The organism is Rathayibacter sp. VKM Ac-2927 (assembly GCF_022815525.1).
Classification (GTDB): domain Bacteria; phylum Actinomycetota; class Actinomycetes; order Actinomycetales; family Microbacteriaceae; genus Rathayibacter; species Rathayibacter festucae.
In genome coordinates this window covers 579,126-602,099 of sequence record NZ_JALGRT010000003.1, presented here as the reverse complement: position 1 = coordinate 602,099, position 22,974 = coordinate 579,126, and the positions used below count along the sequence as shown (strand labels likewise).

Genomic DNA, 22,974 nt, shown 5'->3' with positions numbered 1-22,974 from the left:
GGTTGGGCGGGTCAGAGGGTGAAGAGGGGGCCTCCCTTCTCGCGGTCCGCGGCGGCCCGGTCGAGGCGGCACCAGGCGCAGTAGGGGTCGTCGCAGCCGGTGGAGATCTCGACGGCCTTCTCGAGGCCGACGAGGCGCCACAGCTGGTCGAGGCGGTTCGCCCGGTTCAGGGCCTCGAGCGCGAGGCCGGCGTTCCACGGCTCGTGCCAGAGGTAGGACTTCCCGAGCTCGCCGTCGCGGGGGAGGAACGCGATCATCACCTCGCGGGGGATACCCCACCCGTCCTCCTTGAAGTAGCCGAGGCCGTAGAGGTGCGCCTGGATCCGGTACTTCGGGGAGGGCCCGTTCGCGCGGTAGTGGGCGAGCTGCTTGGCGCCGATGATCTTGTGGTCGATGACGGTGCCGGAGGGGATGTGGAAGAGGTCGCAGGAGCCGAGGATGCGTTCGGGGCCGATGTCGCCGACGTAGACGGTGTTCTCGGTCACCCACTCCATGTGACTGTCGGGGTTGGCGGCGTCGAACCACTCCTCGAGCTGCGCGTGGACGGCGGTGCCGATCGCGGGCTTCCACGCGGGCGGGCGGGGCGGTTCGGGGATCTGCGCGAGCTTGTGGAGGATGGCGCGGTCGCAGGGGTCGCCGATCTCGGACGGGCCGATGCGCTTCTGCTGGCTGCGCGGGTGGCCGGCCATGGCCTTCTCGATGACGCCCATATAGGCGCGCTCGATGTCGGTCACGCGACCGCACCCGGCAGCCGCTCCGCCGATACGCTCAGCGCTGTGGAAGCTCCCGACACCCCTTCGACTGCTGCCGAATTGTTCAACGACATCGCGCCGAACCTGACGAGCGCCCTCATCGCCTTGGCGGGAGTGGTTGTGCTGTTCGCTCTCCAGCAACGGGCGCAGCGGAAAGAGGCGGAGAGAGAACGGTTCGATCGGGCTTTCGCGAGCATCTTGGAAGCGCTCCGTAGCCTCCACAACACCACGCAACGGTTGAGTGATGACGTGGACGTCTTCGAGGTCGGTGCCGAGGCGTGGCGTTTCGTCTGGTTGCTTCCTGCGAAGGACAAGCCCGTCGGGGACTGGGTCTTCGAGAAGGTCTTCGCCGCGGTACCGCAACCGGGATCCAGTGAAGACGAGGTGCGGAGGGCGGTGAGTGTGGCGTTCCCCTCGATCCTGGGCGAGCTCAACGAGTGGCGACTCGGACGGAGGAAGGCTGCCTGGTTCGCCGTCGACCTGCAGCGGCTGCGCGCCGCGCGACTTGGGTGAACGGAAGCGGTGTCCATCACTTCACCAGGACCTTCGGGGCGCCCTCGACCTGGTAGTTCTCGACGATGATCGGGGCGACGTACTTCCGGAACGCGGCCATGTCGAGCTTCGAGACGTAGATCGCGGGGTACTGGTCGGCGGGGTAGTCCTTCTCGATCTGCGCCGTGTTCGGCCGCCGGTTGTGCTGGATCGCGACCGCGAGGTTCCCCGCCTCGTGCGTCCCGAAGTCGAGGCCGTCACGCAGCTGCTCCGCGATCTGCTCCTGCCGCTCCTTCGCGTCCGCGGCGACCGCGCCGAGGCGGGCGTACTCCGCGGCCAGCGCGGCGACGTCGATCGGCTCGCGGTAGGACTCGTCGTCGGTGTCGACGGCCGTCGGCTGGGTGGTGGTCTGGGTGCTCATGACTGGTGTCCTTCTGCTGGTGGGTGATCAGGCGATCGGGGTGCCTGCGGGCACGACGGCCCAGATGGTGATGAGAGAGCCGGCGTGGCCCTTCTCGACGAAGCGCTTCGTGGCGCGGACGTCGACGACCTGGTTGTCGTCGAGGTAGGCGATGCCGTTGAGGGCGTCCATCACGAGCTTCTGGAGGTTGTCGACGTCGCGGCGGCCGCGGCGCACGAGGTGGAAGTCGAGCCGCATGGCGACGTCGCAGGCGAGCGGTTCGGCGAGCTCGCACGACGCCTTGAACAGTTCGGCGATGGCCTTCTCGGCGCGGAGGGTGGTCGCGGGGGTGAAGGTGCGGCCGCCCTTCCCGTGCCGGGGCCGCTCCTTCGCCTTCGGCTCTCCGGGGATGGAGAACGAGACGACGCGCAGGCGCTCGGCGGGGTCGCTCACTCGTCGGCGTCGAGGTCGGGCGCATCGAAGTCGAGCTGCTCGAGCCCGGTCCTCGCCTTGAACGCCGCCTCGAGGAGCGCGCGGCCGATCTCGTCGAGCGTGCCGCCGCCGGTGACGACGTCGAGGATCGCGATACGGGACTTGTCGTCGAGGTCGCCCTGCAGGGCGTCGATCTGGCTGAACCGGACGACCGGGTAGGTCTCCTGCTTCGCGACGTTGTGGACGATCTTCGACGGCTCGACGACGCCGATGACGAGCACGCGGCCGGTCTCGTCGTCGATGAACTGTTCTGCGAGGTCGACGAGGCCGTTGAGCTTCTCGCCGGGGACCTGGCCGGAGATTTGTACGGACATGGTGGGCTCCTTCGTGAGCGGTGGTCAGTGGAGGGTGTGGATATGGACGAGAGCGAGGAAGTCGATCGATCTCGCGTCGCAGCGTCGGCAGTCGAAGACGGTGGCCCCGTTGTTCCTGTCGAGGTACCAGCGGAGGCAGGGCTTGCAGGCCAGCAGGACGAGGTCGCAGGTGCGGCAGCTGATCGAGTACTCGGCCGCCCTGCTGCAGTCGCGGGCGTCGCAGGGGACCTCGTGCTCGAAGTCGAGGTGCTCGATCGCCTCGGTTTCGACGTCGGTCGCGTTCACCGGCGGGACTCGCGAACCAGCCACGCCGTCCCCGCGCCGACGAGCGAGACCACGATCAGCAGGGACAGGCCGTCGAAGACGGCGGGCTTCGTCGCGAGCTTCACGAGCACGAGGACGACCGTGACGAGCAGCAGCAGCTCCGCCCAGGGGCCCTGGCGTCGCGGGGTGGGCTCGTGGCCGGCGGTGAGGCGCGTCCACGACTCGAGGTAGCCGAGGCCGTAGTCGTACTCGGTGCGCAGCTCCCAGCGGGCCGAGCAGCGCGGGCACGTCCACTGCTGACCGATGGTGCGGAAGAACGCGGGCGTGGGGCAGGCGTGGCCGGTCACCGGTTGCTCCTGGTGTGCATGCAGCAGGCGTAGGTGACGAGGAGCAGCGTCCCCATGATCCAGAGGTAAAGGTCCATCACGCCGCCGCCAGTTCCGGTCGGAGGTCGGCGGTCAGTTCGGCCACTTCCCGCTCGATCCGCTCGAGGAGCTCGGCGATCAGCGCGTCCCGGCGCGGAACCAGTCGGAACGGCATCGGCTTCGACTTCTTCGCGCACACCAGGCACGTCTTCTCGGTGCCCGCGACGATGTTCGCCCGGGTGAGCGCGTGCCCCTTCCCGCATCGGAAGAACAGCGGGTCGGACTTCGCGGGTCGCTGTGGCCGCGGGGCTGCCGCGCGCTCTGGGGCGCCGGCGAGGACCTTCCGGAGCGCGTCACGGCTGATACCGAATCGGGCGGCGAGCTGGGCGTCGGAGATAGTTCCAGCCGCCTCGAGGATCAGCTTGTTCCGCTGCCACACGCCCAGCGACCGACCGTGCAGATGAAGCGGGAGGCCCGCCTCGATGCGTCTCGCGATCTCGTTCGTTGAGCGCCAGTCGACGCCGCCCAGACGGCCGGCCTCCGCCAGGGTGTGCCCCTCGGAGAGGAGGCGGGCGACCTCGGCCCACTTCTCCCGCTGGCCGGGCATCAGGCAGCCGCCTTGTCGGAGACGACGCCGGCGAGGACGTCGAGGCGGTGGCCGAGGGCGGCGTACTCGTCCGCGTCGGTCTGGAGCGCCCTGTCGGTGGCGGGCGCCGTGAGGTCGATCATGGTGGTTCCCTTCTGGTGTGGTGCCCGGAGCGCCTCTTCGGAAGGCGCGACGAACAGCGCCTCCCACGGCGCGGGGTGTGATGGGGGAGCGGGGTGGGGCCGGTGGTCTCCGCCCGCGACTCAGAACGTCGTGGTGGCCGGCCCCTGCCAGCGGGATTGCTGGCGGTCTAGGCGGAGCGCCGGCTGCCGATCGACGTCACGTTCGACGTCGGCAGCTGAGCCGCGATCCACGCGTCGACGTCCTCACGACGCCAGCGCAGGTACTTCCCGACCTTGAAGGCGGGGGGCAGAGCGTCCGGGTTCCGGTTGCGCATCTGGTAGACGGTGTCCTCTTCGATCTGCAGCTCGGCGGCGAGGTCGGAGACGGTGAGGTGGACGGCCATCAGGCCGCCGCCCGCACTGCTCGCGCCTGCTCGCCGAGGGACTCCGTCGGGACGACCTCGAAGGCCTCGCCGATCCCAAGCCCGAAGGTGTCGACCATCGCGACGATGAACGCCGCGGACGGCTGAGCGCCCTCGTCGACCCGGCGGAGGGTCGCCCGGTGCACGCCCATGAGGCGCGCCTGGTGCTCTTCGGTCGGGATGCCGCGAAGCTCTCGGAGCCTCTTGAGCAGCCCCGGCTTGATCCGGAGAGTGCTTGCCATTCGGTCCTCCTCGTTGCGGTTCCGCGTTGTGGTGTCGCAAGTATGCGCACTTGTGTCGCAGGAGTGCAACACGGACGGGGGGAGTTGTTGCACATGTGCTGAGCCCACCTCGCGGGATTCCGCGAAAGTAGCGCTTGCGGATGTCGCAAAGTTGCGACATGCTCGTCACGTGAATGACGCGCTTCGGGAACACATCGAACAATTGGCCGGGACGACGAGCCTGCGATCGGTCGCGCTCGCGACCGGGATGCACCCCAGCACGCTCGTCCGTCAGCTCTCCGGCGAGGTGAAGGTCGGGACCGTCGTCGCCATCTGCCGCGCCTACGGGGCGCCCATCCTCCCCGCCCTCGTCGCCGCCGGCTTCATCACCGCCGACGAGGCGAACACCGCCACCGTCGACGTCGCGCTCCTCGAAGCCACCGACCGGCAGCTCGCGGAGGAGATCCTCCGCCGCGTCATCGAAGCCGAGGGTGAGCACCCCGAGCTCACCGAGCCCATCGGCGATGGCCAGGTCGACGAGGCCGTCGAGAAATCCAACGTTCGTCGGCTGAATGTCGGAGGTCGGCTTGAAGATCTCACCGAAGACGAGCTCGCAGCCCGCTACGGCGACCGCCTCGCGGCCGACCGCTCCGACCCCGAGCAGAACCTCGACGACAGGACCCCATGAGTCACCGCCCAGCCGGCACGTACGACCCGTACGAGCACGCGGACCGGCTGGGCATCCCCGTCCTCCACGGACGGCTCCGCTCCGCCAACGGCCTCTGGCTCCCCGACGAGCGCGTCATCATCCTCCGGCGCGGACTCCGCGCCTGGCACGAACGCCAGACCCTCACCCACGAACTCGGCCACGTCTGCCTCGGCCACTGCGACACCAGCCCCCGCGTCGAGCGCCTCGCCGACCGGTGGGCCGCCCGCAAGCTCATCGCCCCCGACCACCTCGCCGACGTCGCCCGCACCAGCCCCGACCCCGGCGTGTGGGCTCTCGAGCTCGGCGTCACCGACCACCTCCTCGAGCTGTACCTCCGAGACCACCGCACCGCCTAGGAGCACCCATGCCACGCCCGCCGCTGCCCATCGGATCGAACGGCCTCGTCACCGTCACCCCGCAGCCGAAGGCGAAGGGCCCGTGGATCGCCCGCACCCGCTTCCGCGACTACGACGGCGTCACCCGCATCATCGAACGGAAGTCCGTGCAGAGCGCCGGGAACGCCCGCGAGCTCCTCGCCCGCGCCCTCCTCGAACGCCGCGCACCCGTCGACGACGAGCTCACCCCCGACACGCGCCTGCGGGCCGCGGGGGAGAAGTGGTGGGCCGACGAGATCGACGGGCAGCGCGCCCCCACCACCGAGCGCCGCTACAGGCAGACGCTCGAGCACATCAACCAGGGCCTCGGCAGCGTGCGCCTGCGCGAGATGACCGTCGCCCGCTGCGACACGTTCCTCCGCGCCGTTGCCCGCACCCGCGGCGCCGCGACCGCGAAGCTCGTCAAGAGCGTCCTCTCCGGCATCCTCGGCATGGCCGCCCGCTTCGACGTCATCCCCTCGAACCCCATCCGCGACGTCGGCACCATCCGCCACGACCACCCCGAAGTCCGCGCTCTCACCCTTGACGAGCTGCGCGCTTTCCGGACCGCGCTGGCCGCCGACCCGCGCAACATCCGCTGGGACGTCGTCGACCCGATCGACTTCATGGTCGGCACCGGCGCCCGCATCGGCGAGGTCTTCGCCCTCCGTTGGACCGACGTCGACCTCGACGCCGCGACCGCGACGATCAACGGGACCACCCTCTGGACCAAGGGCGCCGGCATGAGCGTCCAGACGCACCCGAAGTCGTCGACGTCGCGCCGCCGCCTCCTGCTCCCCGACTTCGTCGCCGACATGCTCGCCGCCCGCGACCGCGACGGGGAACTCGTGTTCCCGTCCCTGTTCCTCGACCGGTCGACCGTTCGCGACCCGAACAACTTCCGGAAACAGCTGCGCCGCTTCACCGAAGGCACCGACTGGGACTGGGTGACCCCGCACACGTTCCGCAAGTCCGTCGCGACGCTCGTCGAGGACCTCGGCGAGGCATCCCGGCAGCTCGGCCACGCCGGCGTCGAGATCACCGAGCGGCACTACCGGGTGAAGACGCACGAAGGCCCCGACCTCCGCGCACGCCTGCAGCTCGTGGCTACCGGGTGACGGGGGTCGGGGCGCTCATCGTTTAGTCGACGGAAACAGGGCCAGAAGCCACGATCTGCGGCCAGCCACCGAAAGGCGGTGGTACAGATTCGGCCTGATCAGAGGCAGGAAAGGGGAGGGGTGGCCATGCTCGGCAAGGCATCGACCGGCAATCTGACGGTCGCAGGTTCGAGTCCTGCCGGGGGCACTTCCGGGTCACGACGACCGCGGCGATCGCTCCGCCCGCCCGTCGGATCCTCACCTTCGAGCCCCGTCCGCTCCTGCCACTCCGACGCGGGTCGGCAGGTCCCCGGACGCGGGCTCGCGGTCCGGGCGGCGCTAGCACAGTGCGGATATCTGAGCAACACCGGCGTGTTTCGCCGCATCAGCCGTTCCGCCCCTCCACCCGCCCCTAGGCTGATCGAGCACCGGAATTACAACGACGTAAGAAACGGAGGTACGACCATGTTGCTCCTCGCCATCCTCGGCGGAATCGCCGTCGCGTGGACGATCATCGCGGCGCCCCTCGCTGTGCTGGTCGGTCGAGTCGCTCGTGCTCGAGATGCGCACGTCTGAGGCGTACGAACTGCACCACGGAGAAGGCCCCGATCGCTCTCGCGATCGGGGCCTTCTCTTCTTCCCGGGGACGGCTACTCGGCCGGACGGGTGGTCGCGGCGCTCTGATCGCGCTCGGCCGAGGGCTCGTCCTGCTCCTCCGCGGAGTCCGCCTCCGTGCTCGTGGCGCGCTGCTCGACGGGCGGCAGCTCCTCGACGGGCCGCTCGCGCGACGGGACGTCGAGTCGGTCGACGTCGGCCATGAGTCGGCGCGTTTCGTCGTTGTGCGGTCCGTCGGAGACGGGCGGCAGGACGATGGTCGGCGTCGACGGCCGCTCGAAGGCGGTCGTCGGCTCGCTCGAACCGGCGCCGACGACCACCGGGGTGGCCGCCGCCGTGGAGGGAGTCGGACGGACGGGCTCCGGAGCGCGGTGGGCCGAGCCCTCCGTCGAGCCCGACGTCGACCCGGTCGTCTTCGCGGCCTCGGGGCGCGAGGTCTCCGAGAAGCGCCAGCGCTCGAGGTCGGCGAGGAACGCCTTCCGGGCGCGGTTCGGCTTGTCGCGCCAGAGCACGAGGCGGTCGCGGAACTCGCCGACGCTCGCCTGCGTCTGGTACCCGCCGGTCGACGAGGTGTGCTTGAGGTCGGCGAGCTCGTGCGCGGCCCAGTTGGCGGCGACTCCCGAGCCCTTGACGGGGAGCAGGCGGAGGTGCGTCTCGGCCTGCGCGGCGGCGCGGTCGCTCAGGATGCGCTCGGACTGGCTGAGCACGTTCCAGGCGGAGGCGTCGACCGCGGCATCGATCAGCGTCGCGATGACCGCGTTCTTGCGCTCGTGCTCCTGCTGCCGGATGAGGCGCGCGATCGCCGAGCGGAGGACGAGCGCGGCCACGATCACCCCGATGATCACGGCGAGGAGGACGAGTGCGCCGACGAACACCGACTGGCGCCCTTCGGCCGTCTGGACCCAGGTCACGAATTCGTTCCACCACTGCATGAGCCGAACGTTAGCCCGGGGCCCGGCGGCACACCGGTCAGGCGCGCCGACCCCCGGGGGATCGGCGCGCCGAGCCGGGGCTCAGGCGACCCGGAAGACCTCGACGGCGTCCTCGACGCTCCAGAACTCGCCGATCTCGGCGCCGGCCGGCATGCCCGCGCGCAGCAGCCGGGCGCGGTACTTCTCGCCCTGCGGGCCCTCGACGAGCTCGACGTGGCCGACGATCGAGCCGGCTCCGGTGCTCACGCGCCAGAGGCGGGCGTTCACGCGGGTGAGGGTGGGCGGGACGCGGGTGGCGTGAAGGGTGGTGAGGGACACTGCTTCCTCCTGCTGGTCGTCGAATGCGGGAGCACCCACCGGCCGAGTGCTCTCGCAGACTACGAGCGACCACCGACATCGCCGCCGGCCCGCGGCGGCCGGTTCGGAGACGTCGGCCGGGAGCGTCACAGCGACGTCCCGTGCACCGCGAACTCCTCGATCGCGGCGGTCTCCGACTCGGTCAGCGGTCCGGCCTCGAGGGCCGCGACGTTCTGCTCCAGCTGGGCGACGCTCGAGGCGCCGATGATGGCGCTCGTGACCGTCGGCACGCGCAGGACCCAGCTCAGGGCGAGCTGCGCGAGGGTCTGGCCGCGGCCCTCGGCGATCGCGTTCAGACCACGGGCGCGCTCGAGGTACTTCTCATCGATCCGGTCGGAGGAGAGGAAGCGCGAGGTCGCCGCGCGGGAGCCCGCGGGCACCGTGCCGTCGAGGTAGCGGTCGGTCAGCAGGCCCTGCGCGAGCGGCGAGAAGACGATGCAGCCCGTGCCGATCTCGTCGAGGACCGGGAAGAGGCCGTCCTCGATGTGGCGGTCGAAGAGGGAGTAGCGCGGCTGGTGCAGCAGCAGGTGCACGCCGCTGCCGGCCAGGGCGGCCTCGGCGGCGCGGGTCTGCTCCGGGCTGTAGTTCGAGATGCCGACGTAGAGCGCCTTGCCCTGCTCGACGGCCGAGACCAGCGCGCCCATCGTCTCCTCGATCGGCGTCTCGGCGTCGGGGCGGTGCGAGTAGAAGACGTCGACGTAGTCGAGTCCGAGCCGGGTCAGGCTCTGATCGAGCGAGGAGAGCAGGTACTTGCGCGAGCCGCCGTCGCCGTAAGGGCCGGGCCACATGTCGTAGCCGGCCTTGGACGAGATGATCATCTCGTCGCGGTAGGGGCGGAAGTCCTCGGCGAACAGGCGGCCGAACGCCGTCTCGGCGGCGCCGTACGGCGGGCCGTAGTTGTTCGCGAGGTCGAAGTGGGTGATCCCCAGGTCGAACGCGCGGCGCAGGATCGCGCGCTGGGTGTCGAGGGGGCGGTCGGATCCGAAGTTGTGCCAGAGGCCGAGCGAGAGGGCGGGCAGCTTCAGCCCGCTCCGTCCTGCGCGTCGGTAGTCCATGGCGTCGTAGCGGGCGGGGGCGGCGTCGTAGCTCACGCGCCGACTCTATTCCAGCGCCCGAGCCGTGCGGAATGCGCACAGCCCCGGAGGTGTTGGATCGAGAGACGTGCCCGGCGCCCCGGACGCGTCGATGCGACAGGAAGTGAGTCACACGCAATGCGCACATTCGTACTCGCCGGAGGATGCTTCTGGTGTCTGGACGCCGTCTACCGCGTCCTCGACGGCGTGACCGACGTCGTCTCCGGCTACACCGGCGGATCGACCCCGAACCCCGACTACGAGTCCGTCTGCACGGGCCGCACCGGGCACGCGGAGGCCGTCGCCGTCACCTTCGACCCCGAGGTGATTCCGGAGCAGGTGATCCTCGACGTGTTCTTCACGCTGCACGACCCGCGGCAGCTCAACCGCCAGGGCAACGACGTCGGCACGCAGTACCGCTCGGCCATGTACTACTCCTCCGACGAGGAGAAGGAGCTGTTCGAGGCCGCCCGCGACCGCGCGTCCGAGTGGTGGGACGGCCCCATCGTCACCGAGATCGCGCCGCTGGGTGTGTACCACGAGGCCGAGGACTACCACCAGGACTTTTTCGCCAAGAACCCCGGCCAGGGCTACTGCCTCGCGGTGGCGCTGCCGAAGGTGAACAAGATCCGCAGGTCGTACTCGAAGTACATCCTCGCCTCCTAGCTCTCCTCCCCAGGCGACGATGTCGCCCGGTCTCCACCGAAGGGCCCGCCTCCACCACGGAGGCGGGCCCTTCGTCGCGACACTGTCCCTGCGTCGCCCGGGTGGTCCCGGCCCCCTCCGCCCGGGCGGCGTCCCCTTCGCAGTCGCGTCGGGAGCAGAGGAGCGCCGCCCGTGGCGGCGACCGAGGAGAGGACAGCAGCATGACCGACACCCTGACCGTCATCGGAGTCATCGGGACCGAGCCGCGCAGCGTCGACACGGCGAGCGGCACCGCGATGACGACCTTCCGCCTGGCGTCCGCCCAGCGGCGCTACGACCGCTCCACCCAGCGCTGGGTGGACGGCTCGACCAACTGGTACACCGTGAACGCCTTCAACGGGCTGGCGGGCAACGCCCTGGCCTCGCTCGCGCGCGGCGACCGCGTCCTCGTCACCGGGCGCCTCTCCGTCCGCTCCTGGGAGTCCGGCGGCAAGACGGGGACGGACGTCAGCGTGATCGCCGAGGGCCTCGGCCACGACCTGGCCTGGGGCACGACCCGCTGCACCCGGACGGTCGGGCGGGCGAAGGCGGCAGCGCCCGAGTCGGCCGCGCCGGAGGCGGCCACGAGCGGCGCGAGCGGCTGGAGCCCGGAGGCGCCGGCCGCCGTCGAGGGCGCGACCTCCGCGTCCTCCGGCGGCGACTGGGGCGCAGCGCGCGCCTCCGTGTCGGAGCCGTCCGAGGCCTCGTTAGACTCGGCCGACGCCCCGTTCTGACGCGGCGTTCGGCGCGCGTCCGGCCGCCGCGGGAGGGATTCGAGTGAGCACACGGACCGTCGTCCGCGCCGGCCTGCGAGCGGGAGCGGTGCTCGCGCTGCTGACCGGGATCGCCGGCTGCACGGCGCCCACCGCGCCGCCGGCCGCCGAGAGTCCGTCGGCGTCGGCCGCCCCGTCCACCGAGGAGCCCGCCGCCCCGGTCGCGCTGGTGCCCGGAGGCACCGCAGAGGAGAACCTCCCCTTCTTCCGGGAGACCGTCACCGCCGCCGCCGGCTCCGACCCGGAGACGCCCGGCCGGAGCGTCGTCGACGCCCTCGTGGCCGCCGGCTTCGCGAAGGAGTCGATGCAGCTCACCGCCGACGAGACCTCGGTCGGCCTCGAGGCCGACTCCGTGCAGGTCTCGGTGAAGGCGAGCGACGCCTGCCTCATCGGGCAGTACGGGCCGAAGGTGGACGGCGTCCGCGCGGTCGTCGCCGCGCCGATCGCGACCGGCGCCTGCCTCATCGGCAGCACCGTCCCGCTCGACGGCTGAGCCGACGGCCGGAGCCGGAGCAGCGAGCCGAACGCTCCGCGCGTCCAGCCGGTATCCTCGGTACCGGCCCGGCCTCCGACCTTCCCGCCCGCGCTCCCGTGTGCGGTGGTCGATCACCGGCGACATTCCGGCCGAGGGGCACCCGACGAACGGGACGCCCGCGGCGGAGAGCGGGGCTCCGAGAACGTACGAGCGGTTGAGGGACTGAAGTGGCTGAATACATTTACTCGATGGTGCGCGCCCGCAAGGCGGTCGGCGACAAGCTGATCCTGGACGACGTCACGATGTCGTTCCTGCCCGGGGCGAAGATCGGCGTGGTCGGCCCGAACGGCGCCGGCAAGTCGACGATCCTGAAGATCATGGCGGGGCTCGACACCCCGAGCAACGGCGAGGCGCGGCTGAGCCCGGGCTACACCGTCGGCATCCTGATGCAGGAGCCGGAGCTCGACGAGACCAAGACGGTGCTCGAGAACGTCCAGGAGGGCGTCGGCGAGATCAAGGGCAAGATCGACCGCTTCAACGAGATCTCGCTGGCGATGGCCGACCCGGACGCCGACTTCGACACGCTCCTCGCCGAGATGGGCACCCTGCAGGAGGCCATCGACGCCGCCGACGCCTGGGACCTCGACTCCCAGCTCGAGCAGGCGATGGACGCGCTGCGCACCCCGCCGGGGGACTCGCCCGTCACCAGCCTCTCCGGTGGTGAGAAGCGCCGCGTCGCGCTGACCAAGCTCCTGCTGCAGAAGCCCGACCTGCTGCTGCTCGACGAGCCCACCAACCACCTGGACGCCGAGAGCGTGCTCTGGCTCGAGCAGTTCCTCTCCAAGTACCCCGGCGCCGTCCTCGCCGTGACCCACGACCGGTACTTCCTCGACAACGTCGCGGAGTGGATCGCCGAGGTCGACCGCGGTCACCTCTACCCCTACGAGGGCAACTACTCGACCTACCTCGAGAAGAAGAGCGCCCGCCTCGAGGTGCAGGGCAAGAAGGACGCGAAGCTCGCCAAGCGCCTGACCACCGAGCTCGAGTGGGTCCGCAGCAACGCGAAGGGCCGCCAGACCAAGTCGAAGTCGCGCCTCGCGCGCTACGAGGAGATGGCGGCGGAGGCTGAGAAGACGCGCGTCCTCGACTTCGAGGAGATCGTCATCCCGGTCGGCCCGCGACTGGGCTCGCAGGTCATCGACGCGAAGAAGCTGCACAAGTCGTTCGGCGACCGCGTCCTGATCGACGACCTCAGCTTCACCCTGCCGCGCAACGGCATCGTCGGCGTCATCGGCCCGAACGGCGTCGGCAAGACCACCCTCTTCAAGACGATCGTCGGCTTCGAGCCGCTCGACTCGGGCGACCTCAAGATCGGCGACACGGTCGACATCTCCTACGTCGACCAGACCCGCGGCGGCATCGACCCGAACAAGAACCTGTGGGAGGTCGTGTCCGACGGTCACGACTACATCCAGGTCGGCAAGACCGAGATCCCCTCGCGGGCCTACGTCTCGCAGTTCGGCTTCAAGGGCCCGGACCAGCAGAAGCGCGCCGGCATCCTCTCCGGCGGTGAGCGCAACCGCCTCAACCTGGCGCTGACGCTCAAGCAGGGCGGCAACCTGCTCCTGCTCGACGAGCCCACCAACGACCTGGACATCGAGACGCTCGGCAGCCTCGAGAACGCGCTGCTCGAGTTCCCCGGCTGCGCCGTGGTGATCACCCACGATCGCTGGTTCCTCGACCGGATCGCGACGCACATCCTCTCCTACGAGGGCACCGAGGAGGACCCGGCCAACTGGTACTGGTTCGAGGGCAACTTCGAGTCGTACGAGCAGAACAAGATCGAGCGCCTCGGTCCGGACGCGGCGAAGCCGCACCGCTCCGCGTACCGCAAGCTCACCCGCGACTGATGCGCCTGCACGTCGCCATCCCGCTGCGCTGGTCGGACTTCGACGCCTACGCGCACGTCAACAACGCCGAGATGCTGCGCCTGCTCGAGGAGGCGCGCATCCAGGCGTTCTGGCGCCCCGACTCCCCGGAGCCGGGCGGGAGGGCGACGGCGGTGCTCGACGCCCGGCCCGGCGCGCGCACGATCAGCCTGATCGCGCGGCAGGAGATCGAGTACCTCGCACCGATCCCGTACATGCGCGCCCCGCTCGACATCGAGCTGTGGATCGGGCGGATCGGCGGCGCGAGCCTCGAGGTCTGCTACGAGCTGTACTCGCCGATCGGAGTCGAGCCGCGCGTGCTGTACACGAAGGCGGCGACGACGCTCGTCATGGTGACCGCTGCCACGGGTCGCCCCGAGCGCATCCCGGAGGAGCTCCGGGAGGTCTGGGCGCCGTACGTCGAGGAGCCCGTCGCCTTCTCCAAGCGGAGCTGACGCCGTCCCCTCCGGCGGGCGGTCCCGGCGCGAGCCGGACCGCTCAGCCGAGCGGGACGCGGACCATGCCCTCCTGGGCGACGCTCGCCACCAGGCGGCCGTCCCGGGAGTAGATCCGACCGAGCGAGAGCCCGCGGCCGCCGGAGGCGCTCGGCGACTCCTGCACGTAGAGCAGCCACTCGTCGACGCGCGCGGGGCGGTGCCACCACATCGCGTGGTCGAGGCTCGCGATGCGCAGCCCCGGGGTGATCCAGGCCGCGCCGTGCCGCCGCAGCGTCGACTCGAGGATCGTGTAGTCGCTCGCATAGGCGAGCGCGGCGCGGTGCAGCAGCGCGTCGTCCGGCAGCGGGCCGAGCGCGCGCATCCAGACGCACTGGTGCGCCGTGCGGCTCGGATCGGCGCGGAGATACACCGGCTGCTCGACGTGGCGGACGTCGAACGGCCGCTGAGTGGCCCAGAAGCTGCCGACCGGGTGGTCGACGCCTTTCAGCACCTCGGCGGTGCTCGGCAGCGACTCCGGATCGGGCACGCCCTCCGGCATCGGCGTCTGGTGGTCCAGTCCCTCGTCCTCGGTCTGGAACGACGCGATCATCGAGAGGATCGGCGCCCCGTTCTGATAGGCCTGCGTCCGCCGGGTGGCGAACGAGCGGCCGTCGTGGATCCGGTCGACCGAGAAGGTGATCGGCTGCGAGACGTCGCCCGGGCGGAGGAAGTAGCCGTGCATCGAGTGCACGCTGCGCTCCTCGACGGTGCGGCCGGCGGCGATCAGCGACTGCGCCAGCACCTGGCCGCCGAAGACGCGGCCCTCCGGCATCCACTGCGAGGGCCCGGTGGAGATGTCCTCGCTGGTGCGCGCGCCCGTGTCGACGAGATCGAGGGCGGTGAGGAACGAGGAGAGCGGATCGGACACGGGACCTCCGGGGTGTCTGCCGATCAGGAGAGCGGCCTCGGGTAAGTTTATCGACGCGATGATGTCGTCCTTCTCCCTGGCGGATCCGCCCAGCCTCTCCGATCTGCGCGTGTTCCTCGGCCGGTCCGCGCGTGTCGAGGACGGCGCCGTGCGCCTCCTGGCGCAGGATCGCATCCTGGCCGCGTACACCGCGATCCTTCAGCCGCGCGGCCTGCTCGACCGGTCCTCCACCGTGCTCGGCCTGCGGGTCTTCGCACTCGACGAGCCCACCGCCTTCGACCGCGTGGTGCCGATCCGCGCGCTGTCCGACCGGCTCGCCCGCCTGCAGTGGGAGCCCGGGGGAGCGGACGGCAAACCGGTCGTGCTGCCTGACGGCGACGACGCCACGGCGGGCGCCTGGGCCGGCATCTCGCCGCCGCGCGGCGGCTGGCAGCGGCGCGAGCCGGTCGACCCGGCGTTCCTCGAGAAGGTCGCCCGCGACGGCATCGACGAGATCGCCGCGGCGGTCGGCTCCGAGACCGGCGAGCAGATCGTCGGCCGCGTGCGCTCCACCGTCTGGGGACGTCCGCTCGACGGTCTCGAGGACGTGCCCGCCGGCGCCGCCTTCGCGCTGTTCGCGCTCGGCTTCCTCGGCGCCGACGATCCCGTCGCGCTGCTCGAGAGCGGCCAGTGGCGGCGGCTCACCTCGCGGCGCGGGCACGTGCTCGTCCGCACCCCCGCCTGACCCGACGCCGGCGGGAAGCGCCGAGCGCTACTCCTCGAAGGTGTTGACCATCGCGTGCGCCGCGCGCTCCAGGTAGTCCCAGAGCATCGCGTCGTCGGACGGAGCCAGCTTGAGCTCATCGACCGCGACCCGCATGTGCGCGAGCCAGTGGTCGCGCGCCTCCGGGTTCACCTTGAAGGGCTGGTGCCGCATCCGCAGGCGCGGGTGCCCGCGCTCCTCGCTGTAGGTGCCCGGTCCGCCCCAGTACTGCTCGAGGAAGCCGGTGAGCCGCTGGATCGCGCCCTCGAGGTCGTGCTCGGGGTACATCGGCCAGAGGACCGCGTCCTCGCGGACGCCCTCGTAGAAGCGGCGCACGAGGCGCTCGAAGGTCGGTCGCCCGCCGAGGTGCTCCCAGAAGGAGCGCATCGGGGGAGTGCCGCCGATCTGCAGCCCGCTCACGAGCGCGGACCCGTCTGGGGCGGCACGGAGCCGCCGTCCTGCGGACGCTCGCTGGCCTCGGTCGCTTTCGGCCGCCGCAGAGCACGCGGCAGGCGCACCGGCTTCCCGTGCTCGGTCGTGACCGTGGCGGTCGGCGTCGTGCGCGGTCCCTTCACGCCGCCGACGCTCGTCGCGCCCTCGAAGCCGCTGAGCACCACCGCGCTGAGCGAGGGCAGCTTGACGTCGAGGGTGTCGAGCGCGCGCTTGAGGCGGATGCGGAGCTCGCGCGCCACGTCGTCCTTGGCGGTGGTGCGGGTCTTCAGCACCACGCGGATGACCAGCGCGTCGTCGGCGATCGACTCGAGGCCCCAGAGCTCGGGCTTGTCGATGATCCGCGCCCGCCAGCGGCTGCTCGCCGCGAGCTCGTTCGCGGTGCTGAGGATCGTGCTCTGCACCGACTCCAGGTCGGTCTCGTAGGGCACGGCGAGGTCGATGATGACCCGCGACCAGCCCTGCGACATGTTGCCGACGCGGACGATCTCGCCGTTGCGGACGAACCAGAGTGTGCCGTTGACGTCGCGGATCTGGGTGATCCGCACGCCGACGTTCTCGACCACTCCCGTGGCCTGGCCGGTGTCGACGACGTCGCCGACGCCGAGCTGGTCCTCCGCGACCATGAACAGGCCGTTGAGGACGTCCTTGACGATGTTCTGCGCGCCGAAGCCGAGCCCGGCACCGAGCGCGGCGGTCAGCAGTGCGAAGGAGCCGATCAGGGTGTTGTCGATGGTGTTCACGATCATCACGACGGCGATGACCACGATGAGGATCGAGCTGATGTTGTTGAGGATCGAGCCGAGGGTCCTCGTTCGCTGTACGACCCGGACCGCGGCGAGGGGCGAGGCGGCGATCGCCTGCGTGTCCTCGACCCGCTGGCGCTTCTTCACCCCCGAGACGATCTGGTCGACGACCCGCCCGACGACGAAGTGCGCGATGACGCGGGCGAGCAGGGCGCCGAGCACGATCGCGAGGACGGCGACGCTCTTCCAGAAGAGCTCGGAGTCGAAGAAGGAGATGGTCGCGGCGACGGGGTCTGGGGTGGAGGTCTCGAAGAGCAGCATCCCGTCCAGGTTAGGGGACGCGTGCTGAGGAGCTCCGGTGACGCCGGAACGACGCCGAGCGGCGTCCGGGGGATAGATTCGACGAGGGCCTCCCGGGCCCCCGAACTCCGCACCCGAACTCCGCCCCAGGGGAAGGACGCCCGATGCTCCACTCCACCCGGACTCCCGCCGAGAAGCGCCGCCTCTTCCGCGAGCGGCTCGCGTCCGGCGAGCTGCTGCAGCTGCCGGGGGCGTTCACCCCGCTGTCGGCGCGGCTGATCGAGGAGAAGGGCTTCGACGGCGTCTACGTCTCGGGCGCGGTGCTGTCGGCCGAGCTCGGCCTGCCGGACATCGGCCTGACCACGCTGAGCGAGGTCGCGGGCCGCGGCCAGCAGATCGCGCGGATGACCGATCTGCCCGTCCTGATCGACGCCGACACCGGCTTCGGCGAGCCCCTCAACGTCGCGCGCACCGTGCAGATGCTCGAGGACGCCGGAGTGACGGCCCTGCACATCGAGGACCAGGTGAACCCCAAGCGCTGCGGACACCTCGACGGGAAGGCCGTCGTCGATGAGAGCACCTCCGTGCGGCGCATCGCCGCCGCGGTCGACGCCCGCCGCGATCCGGGTCTCGTGATCATGGCCCGCACCGACATCCGCGCCCTCGACGGGCTGCAGGCCGCGATCGACCGGGCGAAGCGCCTCGTCGACGCCGGCGCCGACGCGATCTTCCCCGAGGCGATGCGCGACCTCAGCGAGTTCGAGGCCGTCCGCGCCGCGATCGACGTCCCGGTGCTTGCGAACATGACCGAGTTCGGCAAGAGCGAGCTCTTCACGACGCAGCAGCTCGCCGACGTCGGGGTGAACATCGTGATCTACCCGGTGTCGCTGCTCCGCATCGCGATGGGCGCCGCGATGCGCGCCCTCGACGCGCTGAAGGCGGAGGGCTCGCTGCAGTCCGAGGTCGCCGGGATGCAGACGCGGGCCGAGCTCTACGAGCTGCTCGACTACGCGTCCTACAGCCGCTTCGACGAGGGCGTCTTCGACTTCAGCCTCGCCGGCCACCACGGCGCCTGAGCCACGACCCACCCCGGCGGCTCCGGCCGCCGATCCGATCGCGAAGGAGCGAGCGATGAGCACCACCGAGCAGGACATCCGCAAGGGACTCGTGGGGGTCGTCGTCGACACCACGGCGATCTCGAAGGTCGACCCGGAGTCGAACTCGCTGCTGTACCGCGGCTATCCGGTGCAGGAGCTGGCGGCGTCCTGCTCCTTCGAGGAGGTGTCCTGGCTGCTGTGGAAGGGCGAGCTGCCGACTCCGGCCGAGACCGAGGAGCTCCGCGCCTTCGAGCGCGCGCACCGGGAGCCGGCGCCGGAGGTGCGCGCGGTGGTCGGGGTGCTGCCGGTGACGGCGCATCCGATGGACGTCGTCCGCACCGCGGTCAGCGTGCTGGGCGCGTTCGAGACGGACCCCGAGGACGAGTCGCCGGAGGCGGTCCTGGAGCGCTCGATGCGGCTCTGGGCGGTGCTGCCCGCCGTCGTCGCCGCGATCCAGCGCCGCCGGCACGGGCAGGAGCCGATCGCCGCGCGCGACGATCTCGACTACTCGGAGAACTTCCTCTGGATGACCTTCGGCGAGCTGCCCGACCCGGTGGTCGTCGACGCCTTCCGGGTGTCGCTGGTGCTGTACGCCGAGCACTCGTTCAACGCCTCGACGTTCACGGCTCGCGTCGTCACGTCGACGCTCTCGGACGTCCACTCGGCGGTGACGGCGGCGGTCGGCGCGCTGAAGGGGCCGCTGCACGGCGGCGCGAACGAGGCCGTCCTGCACGTCTTCGACGAGATCGGCCTCGGGCCGGAGGCGGGTCCCCGCGCGCGGGCCTGGCTGGCGGAGGCGCTCGGGGCGAAGCGCAAGGTGATGGGCTTCGGCCACCGCGTGTACAAGTCGGGCGACTCGCGCGTGCCGACGATGGAGGCGGCGCTCCGCCGGGTCGCCGACCAGGCCGGGGCGGACGACATGCTCGAGCTCTACGACGCGCTGGCCGCCGAGATGGCCGAGCGCACGGGCATCCTGCCGAACCTCGACTACCCGTCCGGTCCGGCCTACCGCCTGATGGGCTTCGACACCGAGCTCTTCACGCCGCTCTTCGTCGCGGCCCGCGTCGTCGGCTGGACCGCGCACGTCCTCGAGCAGCGCGCCTCGAACGCGCTCATCCGCCCGCTGTCCGCGTACGACGGCCCGGCCCGCCGCGCGGTTCCGGAGCGCTGACCCCCCCCGCATCTCGCTGTCCTGCGGAGCCGGCGCGGCCGACGCGGTTCCCAGTGCGCGCTGCGCGCGCCTCGCATGCTGGTCGAGCAGCCGCGCAGCGGCGTATCGAGACCCGCCCCTCCTGGTGGCGGGGGATCTCGATACGCGCGCTGCGCGCGCTACGCGATCAGCATGGAGGAGCGCCATCGGCGCGTGAGGATCAGCATGAAGGGGCGTCTTCGGCGCGTGATCCGCCAGCTGCCCATGCTGGTCGAGTAGCCGCGCAGCGGCGTATCGAGACCCGCCCTCCTGGTAGCGGTGGATCTCGATACGCGCGCTGTGCGCGCTATTCGATCAGCAGGGCCGGCGCGCTCAGAGCGCCGCGTCGCGCTCCTGCGCGCGCAGGGCCCGCTCGACGCCGGCCAGGTTCTCGATCACGAGGCGGCGCAGCGCCGGCACGTCGGGGTTCGCGTCGAGCCACGCGCGGGTGGCGTCGACGATCGCCGGCGTCGGCGTCGCCGCCGGGTAGAAGCCGACGACGAGGTACTCCGCGATCTTGTAGCTCTTCGCGTCCCACAGCGAGCGGAGGGCGTCGAAGTACACCGGCACCATGGCCCCGAGGACGGCGGGGTCGCTGGTGTGCTGGAAGCCGAGACCCGTCGCGCGCACGATGGTGTTCGGCGCCGAGTCGTCGAGCGTCACCGAGTCCCAGGCCGCGCGCTTGGCCTCCGCCGTCGGGATCGCCGCGCGGGCGTTCGCCGCGGACTGCGCACCGGTCGCCGTATTGTCGGCCGCGAGCGCCGCGTCGATGTCCGAGGCGCCCGCCCGTCCGCCGGCCACGAGCGCGATCAGCAGCTCCCAGGAGAGGTCGGTGTCGATCTCGAGCCCCGGCAGCGTCGTGGTCCCGTCGCGCAGCGCCTGCACCGCGTCCAGGTGCGCGGGCGTCGTGGCGACCGCGGCGAGCACCTTCACGAACTGGAACTGCGCGTCGCTGCCGGCCTCGGCGCCCTGCGCCAGCGTCCACAGCCGGTCGCCCACCTCCGCGAGGACCTCGTCGCGGTGCTCCGGCGCGACGTACTGCGAGGCGGTGCTCACGAGCTGGCCGAGGACCGTGCGCAGCGTCGTCGACTCGGTCTCGGTCGCGATGTTGCCGAGCACGAGACGGACGAAGTCGCGCGGCGCCGACTCGGCGTCGCGGGTCGCGTCCCAGACCGAGCCCCAGACCAGCGAGCGCGCGAGCGGGCTGCTGATGCTCGCGAGGTGCTCGATCGCGACGGCGAGCGAGGCGTCGTCCAGCCGGATCTTCGCGTAGGCGAGGTCGTCGTCGTTGAGCAGCACCAGCGCGGGGCGGGTGCGGCCGATCAGCTCGGGCACCTCGGTGCGCTCGCCGTCCACGTCGAGCTCGAGACGGTCGATGCGCACGAGGCGGTCGCCCTCGAAGTCGTAGAGGCCGATCGCGAGGCGGTGCGGGCGGATCGTCGGGTAGTCGGCGACCGCGCTCTGCAGGATCGCGAACGAGGCGATGGCGCCCTCCTCGTCGACCACGATCTCGGGGCGGAGCGTGTTCACGCCGGCCGTCTCGAGCCACTGCGCCGACCACTCGGTCAAGTCGCGGCCGCTGGTCGCCTCGAGCTCGACCAGCAGGTCGCGCAGCTCGGTGTTCGAGAACGCGTGCTTCACGAAGTACTCGTGCACGCCGGCGAGGAACTCCTTCTCGCCGACCCAGGCCACCAGCTGCTTGAGCACCGAGGCGCCCTTGGCGTAGGTGATGCCGTCGAAGTTGACCTGGACGTCCTCGAGGTCGTTGATCGTCGCGACGATCGGGTGCGTCGAGGGCAGCTGGTCCTGGCGGTAGGCCCAGCTCTTCTCCATCGCGGCGAAGGTGGTCCAGGCCTCGGTCCACTCGGTCGCCTCGGCCGTCGCGAGGGTGGAGGCGTACTCGGCGAACGACTCGTTCAGCCAGAGGTCGTTCCACCACTTCATGGTCACCAGATCGCCGAACCACATGTGCGCGAGCTCGTGCAGGATCGTGACGACTCGGCGCTCCTTGACCGCGTCGGTCACCTTCGAGCGGAAGACGTAGGTCTCGGTGAAGGTGACCGCTCCCGCGTTCTCCATCGCGCCCGCGTTGAACTCCGGCACGAAGAGCTGGTCGTACTTCGCGAACGGGTACGGCACCCCGAACTTCTCCTCGTAGAAGGCGAAGCCCTGCTTGGTCTTCTCGAAGACGTAGTCCGCGTCGAGGAACGGCGCGAGCGAGGCGCGGGCGAAGACGCCGAGCGGCACGGTGCGGCCGTCGGAGGAGACCAGCGAGTCGGTCTCGACTACGTAGGGGCCCGCGATGAGCGCGGTGATGTAGGAGGAGATCCGCGGGGTGGGCTCGAAGCTCCAGGTCGCGACGCCGTCGCCGGCGGGCACGGGCTCGGGGGTGGGCTGGTTCGAGACGACCTGCCAGGCGGCGGGCGCGGTCACCGTGAAGGAGAAGGCGGCCTTGAGGTCGGGCTGCTCGAACACCGCGAAGACGCGGCGCGAGTCCGGGACCTCGAACTGCGAGTAGAGGTAGACCTCGCCGTCGACCGGGTCGACGAAGCGGTGCAGGCCCTCGCCCGTGTTCGTGTAGAGCGCGTCGGCGTCGACGCGCAGCACGTTCTCGGCGGCCAGCGAGTCGAGACGGATCCGCACGCCGTCGGCGACGTCGGCCGGGTCCAGCTCGACGCCGTTCAGCGTGACCGAGTGCACGGTCTTCGTGATCGCGTCGATGAAGGAGGAGGCCCCCTCCGTCGCGGTGAAGCGCACGGTCGTGGTGCTGCGGAAGGTCTCGGCCCCCCGCGTCAGGTCGAGGGCGACGTCGTAGGCGTCGACCTGGATCAGCGAGGCGCGCTCCTGCGCTTCGCTCCGGGTGAGGTTGTCTCCAGGCACAGGGTGCTCCATCCGTTCGTCTCGGCGCTGCCGCTTCGGCGCCGGGGTGCGGGCGCCACCGATCCACCCTAGGGCCGCGCCGCACCCGCGCACCCGAGAGGCGCCGAGAGGCGTAGCGTTGCCTCATGACCGCCGTTGACTTCTGGTTCGATCCCTCCTGCCCCTGGGCCTGGATGACCTCCCGCTTCGTGGACGAGGTGACGGAGGGGCGCGACCTCGACGTCACCTGGCACATCATGAGCCTCGCCGTGCTCAACGAGGACCAGGACGTGAGCGACGACTACCGCGCGTTCTTCCCGCGCGCCCTGCGCTACACGCGCCTCGTCGCCGCCGTGGGCGAGCGCGAGGCGCAGGAGAAGGTCAAGCCGCTCTACGACGCACTCGGCACGCGGATCCACAACGGTGGCCGCACGGACGTCGACGCGGTCATCGCCGAGTCGCTCGCCGAGGTCGGCCTCGACGCGAGCCTCGCCGCCTTCGCCGACACCGACGAGTACGACGAGCCGATGCGCGCCTCGCACTTCGACGGCATCGGCCGGGTCGGCCAGGACGTCGGCACGCCGGTCATCGCGATCGGCGACATCGCCTTCTTCGGACCGGTCATCTCTCCCATCCCGCGCGGCGAGCAGGCGCTCTCGCTCTGGGACGGCCTCGTCGCCGTGGCCTCGTACGACGGCTTCTTCGAGCTCAAGCGCTCGCGCACCCGCGACCCGATCTTCGACTGAGCCGCGATCCGCGTCGGCGACCCGGTCCTCGGC

At 71.0% G+C, this 22,974-nt stretch carries 30 protein-coding genes; 13 read left to right on the top strand and 17 right to left on the bottom strand.

From position 1 onward, the window contains the following. Positions 1-11: 11 nt before the first annotated feature. Positions 12-734 carry a hypothetical protein gene (locus MT353_RS11965; RefSeq protein WP_243624578.1) on the bottom strand — a complete coding sequence of 241 codons (723 nt, stop codon included), beginning with the start codon at positions 732-734 and terminating at the stop codon, positions 12-14. A 42-nt stretch (positions 735-776) separates the two neighbouring features. On the opposite strand from MT353_RS11965, the gene MT353_RS11960 reads away from it, so the two are divergent. After that, positions 777-1,265: a hypothetical protein gene (locus MT353_RS11960; RefSeq protein ID WP_243624576.1), complete on the top strand. Its 489-nt coding sequence runs from the start codon at positions 777-779 to the stop codon at positions 1,263-1,265. A gap of 16 nt (positions 1,266-1,281) precedes the next feature. Here MT353_RS11960 and MT353_RS11955 read toward each other — a convergent pair whose 3' ends face one another. From MT353_RS11955 to MT353_RS11920, 9 genes are all read right to left on the bottom strand, one after another. Continuing rightward, positions 1,282-1,665: a hypothetical protein gene (locus MT353_RS11955; RefSeq protein ID WP_243624572.1), complete on the bottom strand. Its 384-nt coding sequence runs from the start codon at positions 1,663-1,665 to the stop codon at positions 1,282-1,284. Between the two features lie 27 nt (positions 1,666-1,692). Continuing rightward, positions 1,693-2,097 (bottom strand): RusA family crossover junction endodeoxyribonuclease, encoded by a 405-nt coding sequence (locus MT353_RS11950; RefSeq protein WP_243624570.1) that lies wholly within the window; start codon positions 2,095-2,097, stop codon positions 1,693-1,695. Beyond that, positions 2,094-2,450, bottom strand: a complete 357-nt coding sequence (locus tag MT353_RS11945) for a hypothetical protein (RefSeq protein ID WP_243624568.1) — start codon at positions 2,448-2,450, stop codon at positions 2,094-2,096. The genes MT353_RS11950 and MT353_RS11945 overlap by 4 nt, the downstream gene beginning before the upstream one ends. Before the next feature lie 24 nt (positions 2,451-2,474). Next, positions 2,475-2,735: a hypothetical protein gene (locus MT353_RS11940; RefSeq protein ID WP_243624567.1), complete on the bottom strand. Its 261-nt coding sequence runs from the start codon at positions 2,733-2,735 to the stop codon at positions 2,475-2,477. Beyond that, a complete protein-coding gene (locus MT353_RS11935; protein ID WP_243624565.1) occupies positions 2,732-3,061 on the bottom strand; it encodes a hypothetical protein in 330 nt (109 codons plus the stop codon). The genes MT353_RS11940 and MT353_RS11935 overlap by 4 nt, the downstream gene beginning before the upstream one ends. A gap of 76 nt (positions 3,062-3,137) precedes the next feature. Continuing rightward, a complete protein-coding gene (locus MT353_RS11930) occupies positions 3,138-3,686 on the bottom strand; it encodes a hypothetical protein (RefSeq protein WP_243624562.1) in 549 nt (182 codons plus the stop codon). Next, complete coding sequence (locus tag MT353_RS21605) at positions 3,686-3,808, bottom strand: hypothetical protein (RefSeq protein WP_279400675.1); 123 nt, start codon at positions 3,806-3,808, stop codon at positions 3,686-3,688. The genes MT353_RS11930 and MT353_RS21605 overlap by 1 nt, the downstream gene beginning before the upstream one ends. A 167-nt stretch (positions 3,809-3,975) precedes the next feature. Beyond that, positions 3,976-4,191 carry an AlpA family transcriptional regulator gene (locus tag MT353_RS11925; protein WP_243624561.1) on the bottom strand — a complete coding sequence of 72 codons (216 nt, stop codon included), beginning with the start codon at positions 4,189-4,191 and terminating at the stop codon, positions 3,976-3,978. Continuing rightward, a complete protein-coding gene (locus MT353_RS11920; protein ID WP_243624560.1) occupies positions 4,191-4,451 on the bottom strand; it encodes a helix-turn-helix transcriptional regulator in 261 nt (86 codons plus the stop codon). The genes MT353_RS11925 and MT353_RS11920 overlap by 1 nt, the downstream gene beginning before the upstream one ends. A gap of 169 nt (positions 4,452-4,620) precedes the next feature. On the opposite strand from MT353_RS11920, the gene MT353_RS11915 reads away from it, so the two are divergent. From MT353_RS11915 to xerC, 3 genes are read left to right on the top strand one after another with little or no spacing between them, the layout of a single operon-like run. After that, entirely contained in the window at positions 4,621-5,118 is a 498-nt protein-coding gene (locus tag MT353_RS11915) for a hypothetical protein (RefSeq protein ID WP_243624558.1), read from the top strand. Then, entirely contained in the window at positions 5,115-5,495 is a 381-nt protein-coding gene (locus tag MT353_RS11910) for an ImmA/IrrE family metallo-endopeptidase (protein WP_243624557.1), read from the top strand. Before MT353_RS11915 ends, MT353_RS11910 begins: the two co-directional genes overlap by 4 nt. Before the next feature lie 8 nt (positions 5,496-5,503). After that, complete coding sequence (gene xerC, locus MT353_RS11905) at positions 5,504-6,631, top strand: tyrosine recombinase XerC (protein ID WP_243624556.1); 1,128 nt, start codon at positions 5,504-5,506, stop codon at positions 6,629-6,631. Between the two features lie 629 nt (positions 6,632-7,260). On the opposite strand, the gene MT353_RS11900 is transcribed toward xerC, so the two are convergent. The 3 genes from MT353_RS11900 to MT353_RS11890 all read right to left on the bottom strand — a co-directional run bounded on the left by MT353_RS11900 (position 7,261) and on the right by MT353_RS11890 (position 9,605). Further along, positions 7,261-8,157, bottom strand: a complete 897-nt coding sequence (locus tag MT353_RS11900) for a hypothetical protein (RefSeq protein WP_243624555.1) — start codon at positions 8,155-8,157, stop codon at positions 7,261-7,263. Between the two features lie 81 nt (positions 8,158-8,238). Continuing rightward, complete coding sequence (locus MT353_RS11895) at positions 8,239-8,475, bottom strand: hypothetical protein (RefSeq protein WP_123445777.1); 237 nt, start codon at positions 8,473-8,475, stop codon at positions 8,239-8,241. Positions 8,476-8,600: 125 nt separating this feature from the next. Further along, a complete protein-coding gene (locus MT353_RS11890; protein WP_243624553.1) occupies positions 8,601-9,605 on the bottom strand; it encodes an aldo/keto reductase in 1,005 nt (334 codons plus the stop codon). Positions 9,606-9,725: 120 nt separating this feature from the next. On the opposite strand from MT353_RS11890, the gene msrA reads away from it, so the two are divergent. The 5 genes from msrA to MT353_RS11865 all read left to right on the top strand — a co-directional run bounded on the left by msrA (position 9,726) and on the right by MT353_RS11865 (position 13,902). Continuing rightward, positions 9,726-10,253, top strand: a complete 528-nt coding sequence (gene msrA, locus MT353_RS11885; RefSeq protein ID WP_243624552.1) for a peptide-methionine (S)-S-oxide reductase MsrA — start codon at positions 9,726-9,728, stop codon at positions 10,251-10,253. 200 nt (positions 10,254-10,453) lie between these two features. Beyond that, positions 10,454-11,005: a single-stranded DNA-binding protein gene (locus MT353_RS11880; RefSeq protein ID WP_243599152.1), complete on the top strand. Its 552-nt coding sequence runs from the start codon at positions 10,454-10,456 to the stop codon at positions 11,003-11,005. A gap of 43 nt (positions 11,006-11,048) precedes the next feature. Then, complete coding sequence (locus MT353_RS11875) at positions 11,049-11,537, top strand: hypothetical protein (protein WP_127886448.1); 489 nt, start codon at positions 11,049-11,051, stop codon at positions 11,535-11,537. A gap of 209 nt (positions 11,538-11,746) precedes the next feature. Further along, the gene (gene ettA, locus MT353_RS11870) at positions 11,747-13,429 is read left to right on the top strand and encodes an energy-dependent translational throttle protein EttA (protein ID WP_123445782.1); all 1,683 of its coding nucleotides are present in this window, start codon (positions 11,747-11,749) and stop codon (positions 13,427-13,429) included. Further along, the gene (locus tag MT353_RS11865) at positions 13,429-13,902 is read left to right on the top strand and encodes a thioesterase family protein (protein ID WP_243599153.1); all 474 of its coding nucleotides are present in this window, start codon (positions 13,429-13,431) and stop codon (positions 13,900-13,902) included. The genes ettA and MT353_RS11865 overlap by 1 nt, the downstream gene beginning before the upstream one ends. Before the next feature lie 43 nt (positions 13,903-13,945). On the opposite strand, the gene MT353_RS11860 is transcribed toward MT353_RS11865, so the two are convergent. Then, positions 13,946-14,812 carry an acyl-CoA thioesterase II gene (locus tag MT353_RS11860; protein WP_185019959.1) on the bottom strand — a complete coding sequence of 289 codons (867 nt, stop codon included), beginning with the start codon at positions 14,810-14,812 and terminating at the stop codon, positions 13,946-13,948. 61 nt (positions 14,813-14,873) lie between these two features. Between MT353_RS11860 and MT353_RS11855 the strand changes: the two genes are divergently transcribed. Further along, the gene (locus MT353_RS11855; protein WP_308197316.1) at positions 14,874-15,536 is read left to right on the top strand and encodes a hypothetical protein; all 663 of its coding nucleotides are present in this window, start codon (positions 14,874-14,876) and stop codon (positions 15,534-15,536) included. Positions 15,537-15,563: 27 nt separating this feature from the next. Here the strand turns inward: MT353_RS11855 and MT353_RS11850 are convergent, their stop codons facing one another. Together MT353_RS11850 and MT353_RS11845 are read right to left on the bottom strand one after the other, a co-directional pair. After that, complete coding sequence (locus MT353_RS11850) at positions 15,564-15,941, bottom strand: globin (protein ID WP_243624704.1); 378 nt, start codon at positions 15,939-15,941, stop codon at positions 15,564-15,566. Between the two features lie 29 nt (positions 15,942-15,970). Then, positions 15,971-17,071: a mechanosensitive ion channel family protein gene (locus MT353_RS11845; RefSeq protein WP_279400674.1), complete on the bottom strand. Its 1,101-nt coding sequence runs from the start codon at positions 17,069-17,071 to the stop codon at positions 15,971-15,973. A gap of 143 nt (positions 17,072-17,214) precedes the next feature. Between MT353_RS11845 and prpB the strand changes: the two genes are divergently transcribed. Both prpB and MT353_RS11835 read left to right on the top strand, forming a co-directional pair. Beyond that, complete coding sequence (gene prpB, locus MT353_RS11840) at positions 17,215-18,126, top strand: methylisocitrate lyase (protein ID WP_243624550.1); 912 nt, start codon at positions 17,215-17,217, stop codon at positions 18,124-18,126. 55 nt (positions 18,127-18,181) lie between these two features. After that, positions 18,182-19,318, top strand: coding sequence for a bifunctional 2-methylcitrate synthase/citrate synthase (locus tag MT353_RS11835; protein ID WP_243624549.1), 1,137 nt, complete (start codon positions 18,182-18,184; stop codon positions 19,316-19,318). Between the two features lie 351 nt (positions 19,319-19,669). Here MT353_RS11835 and pepN read toward each other — a convergent pair whose 3' ends face one another. Further along, the gene (gene pepN / locus MT353_RS11830; RefSeq protein ID WP_243624548.1) at positions 19,670-22,216 is read right to left on the bottom strand and encodes an aminopeptidase N; all 2,547 of its coding nucleotides are present in this window, start codon (positions 22,214-22,216) and stop codon (positions 19,670-19,672) included. Positions 22,217-22,341: 125 nt separating this feature from the next. Between pepN and MT353_RS11825 the strand changes: the two genes are divergently transcribed. Further along, a complete protein-coding gene (locus MT353_RS11825; RefSeq protein ID WP_243624547.1) occupies positions 22,342-22,941 on the top strand; it encodes a DsbA family protein in 600 nt (199 codons plus the stop codon). The last annotated feature ends 33 nt before the right edge of the window (positions 22,942-22,974 follow it).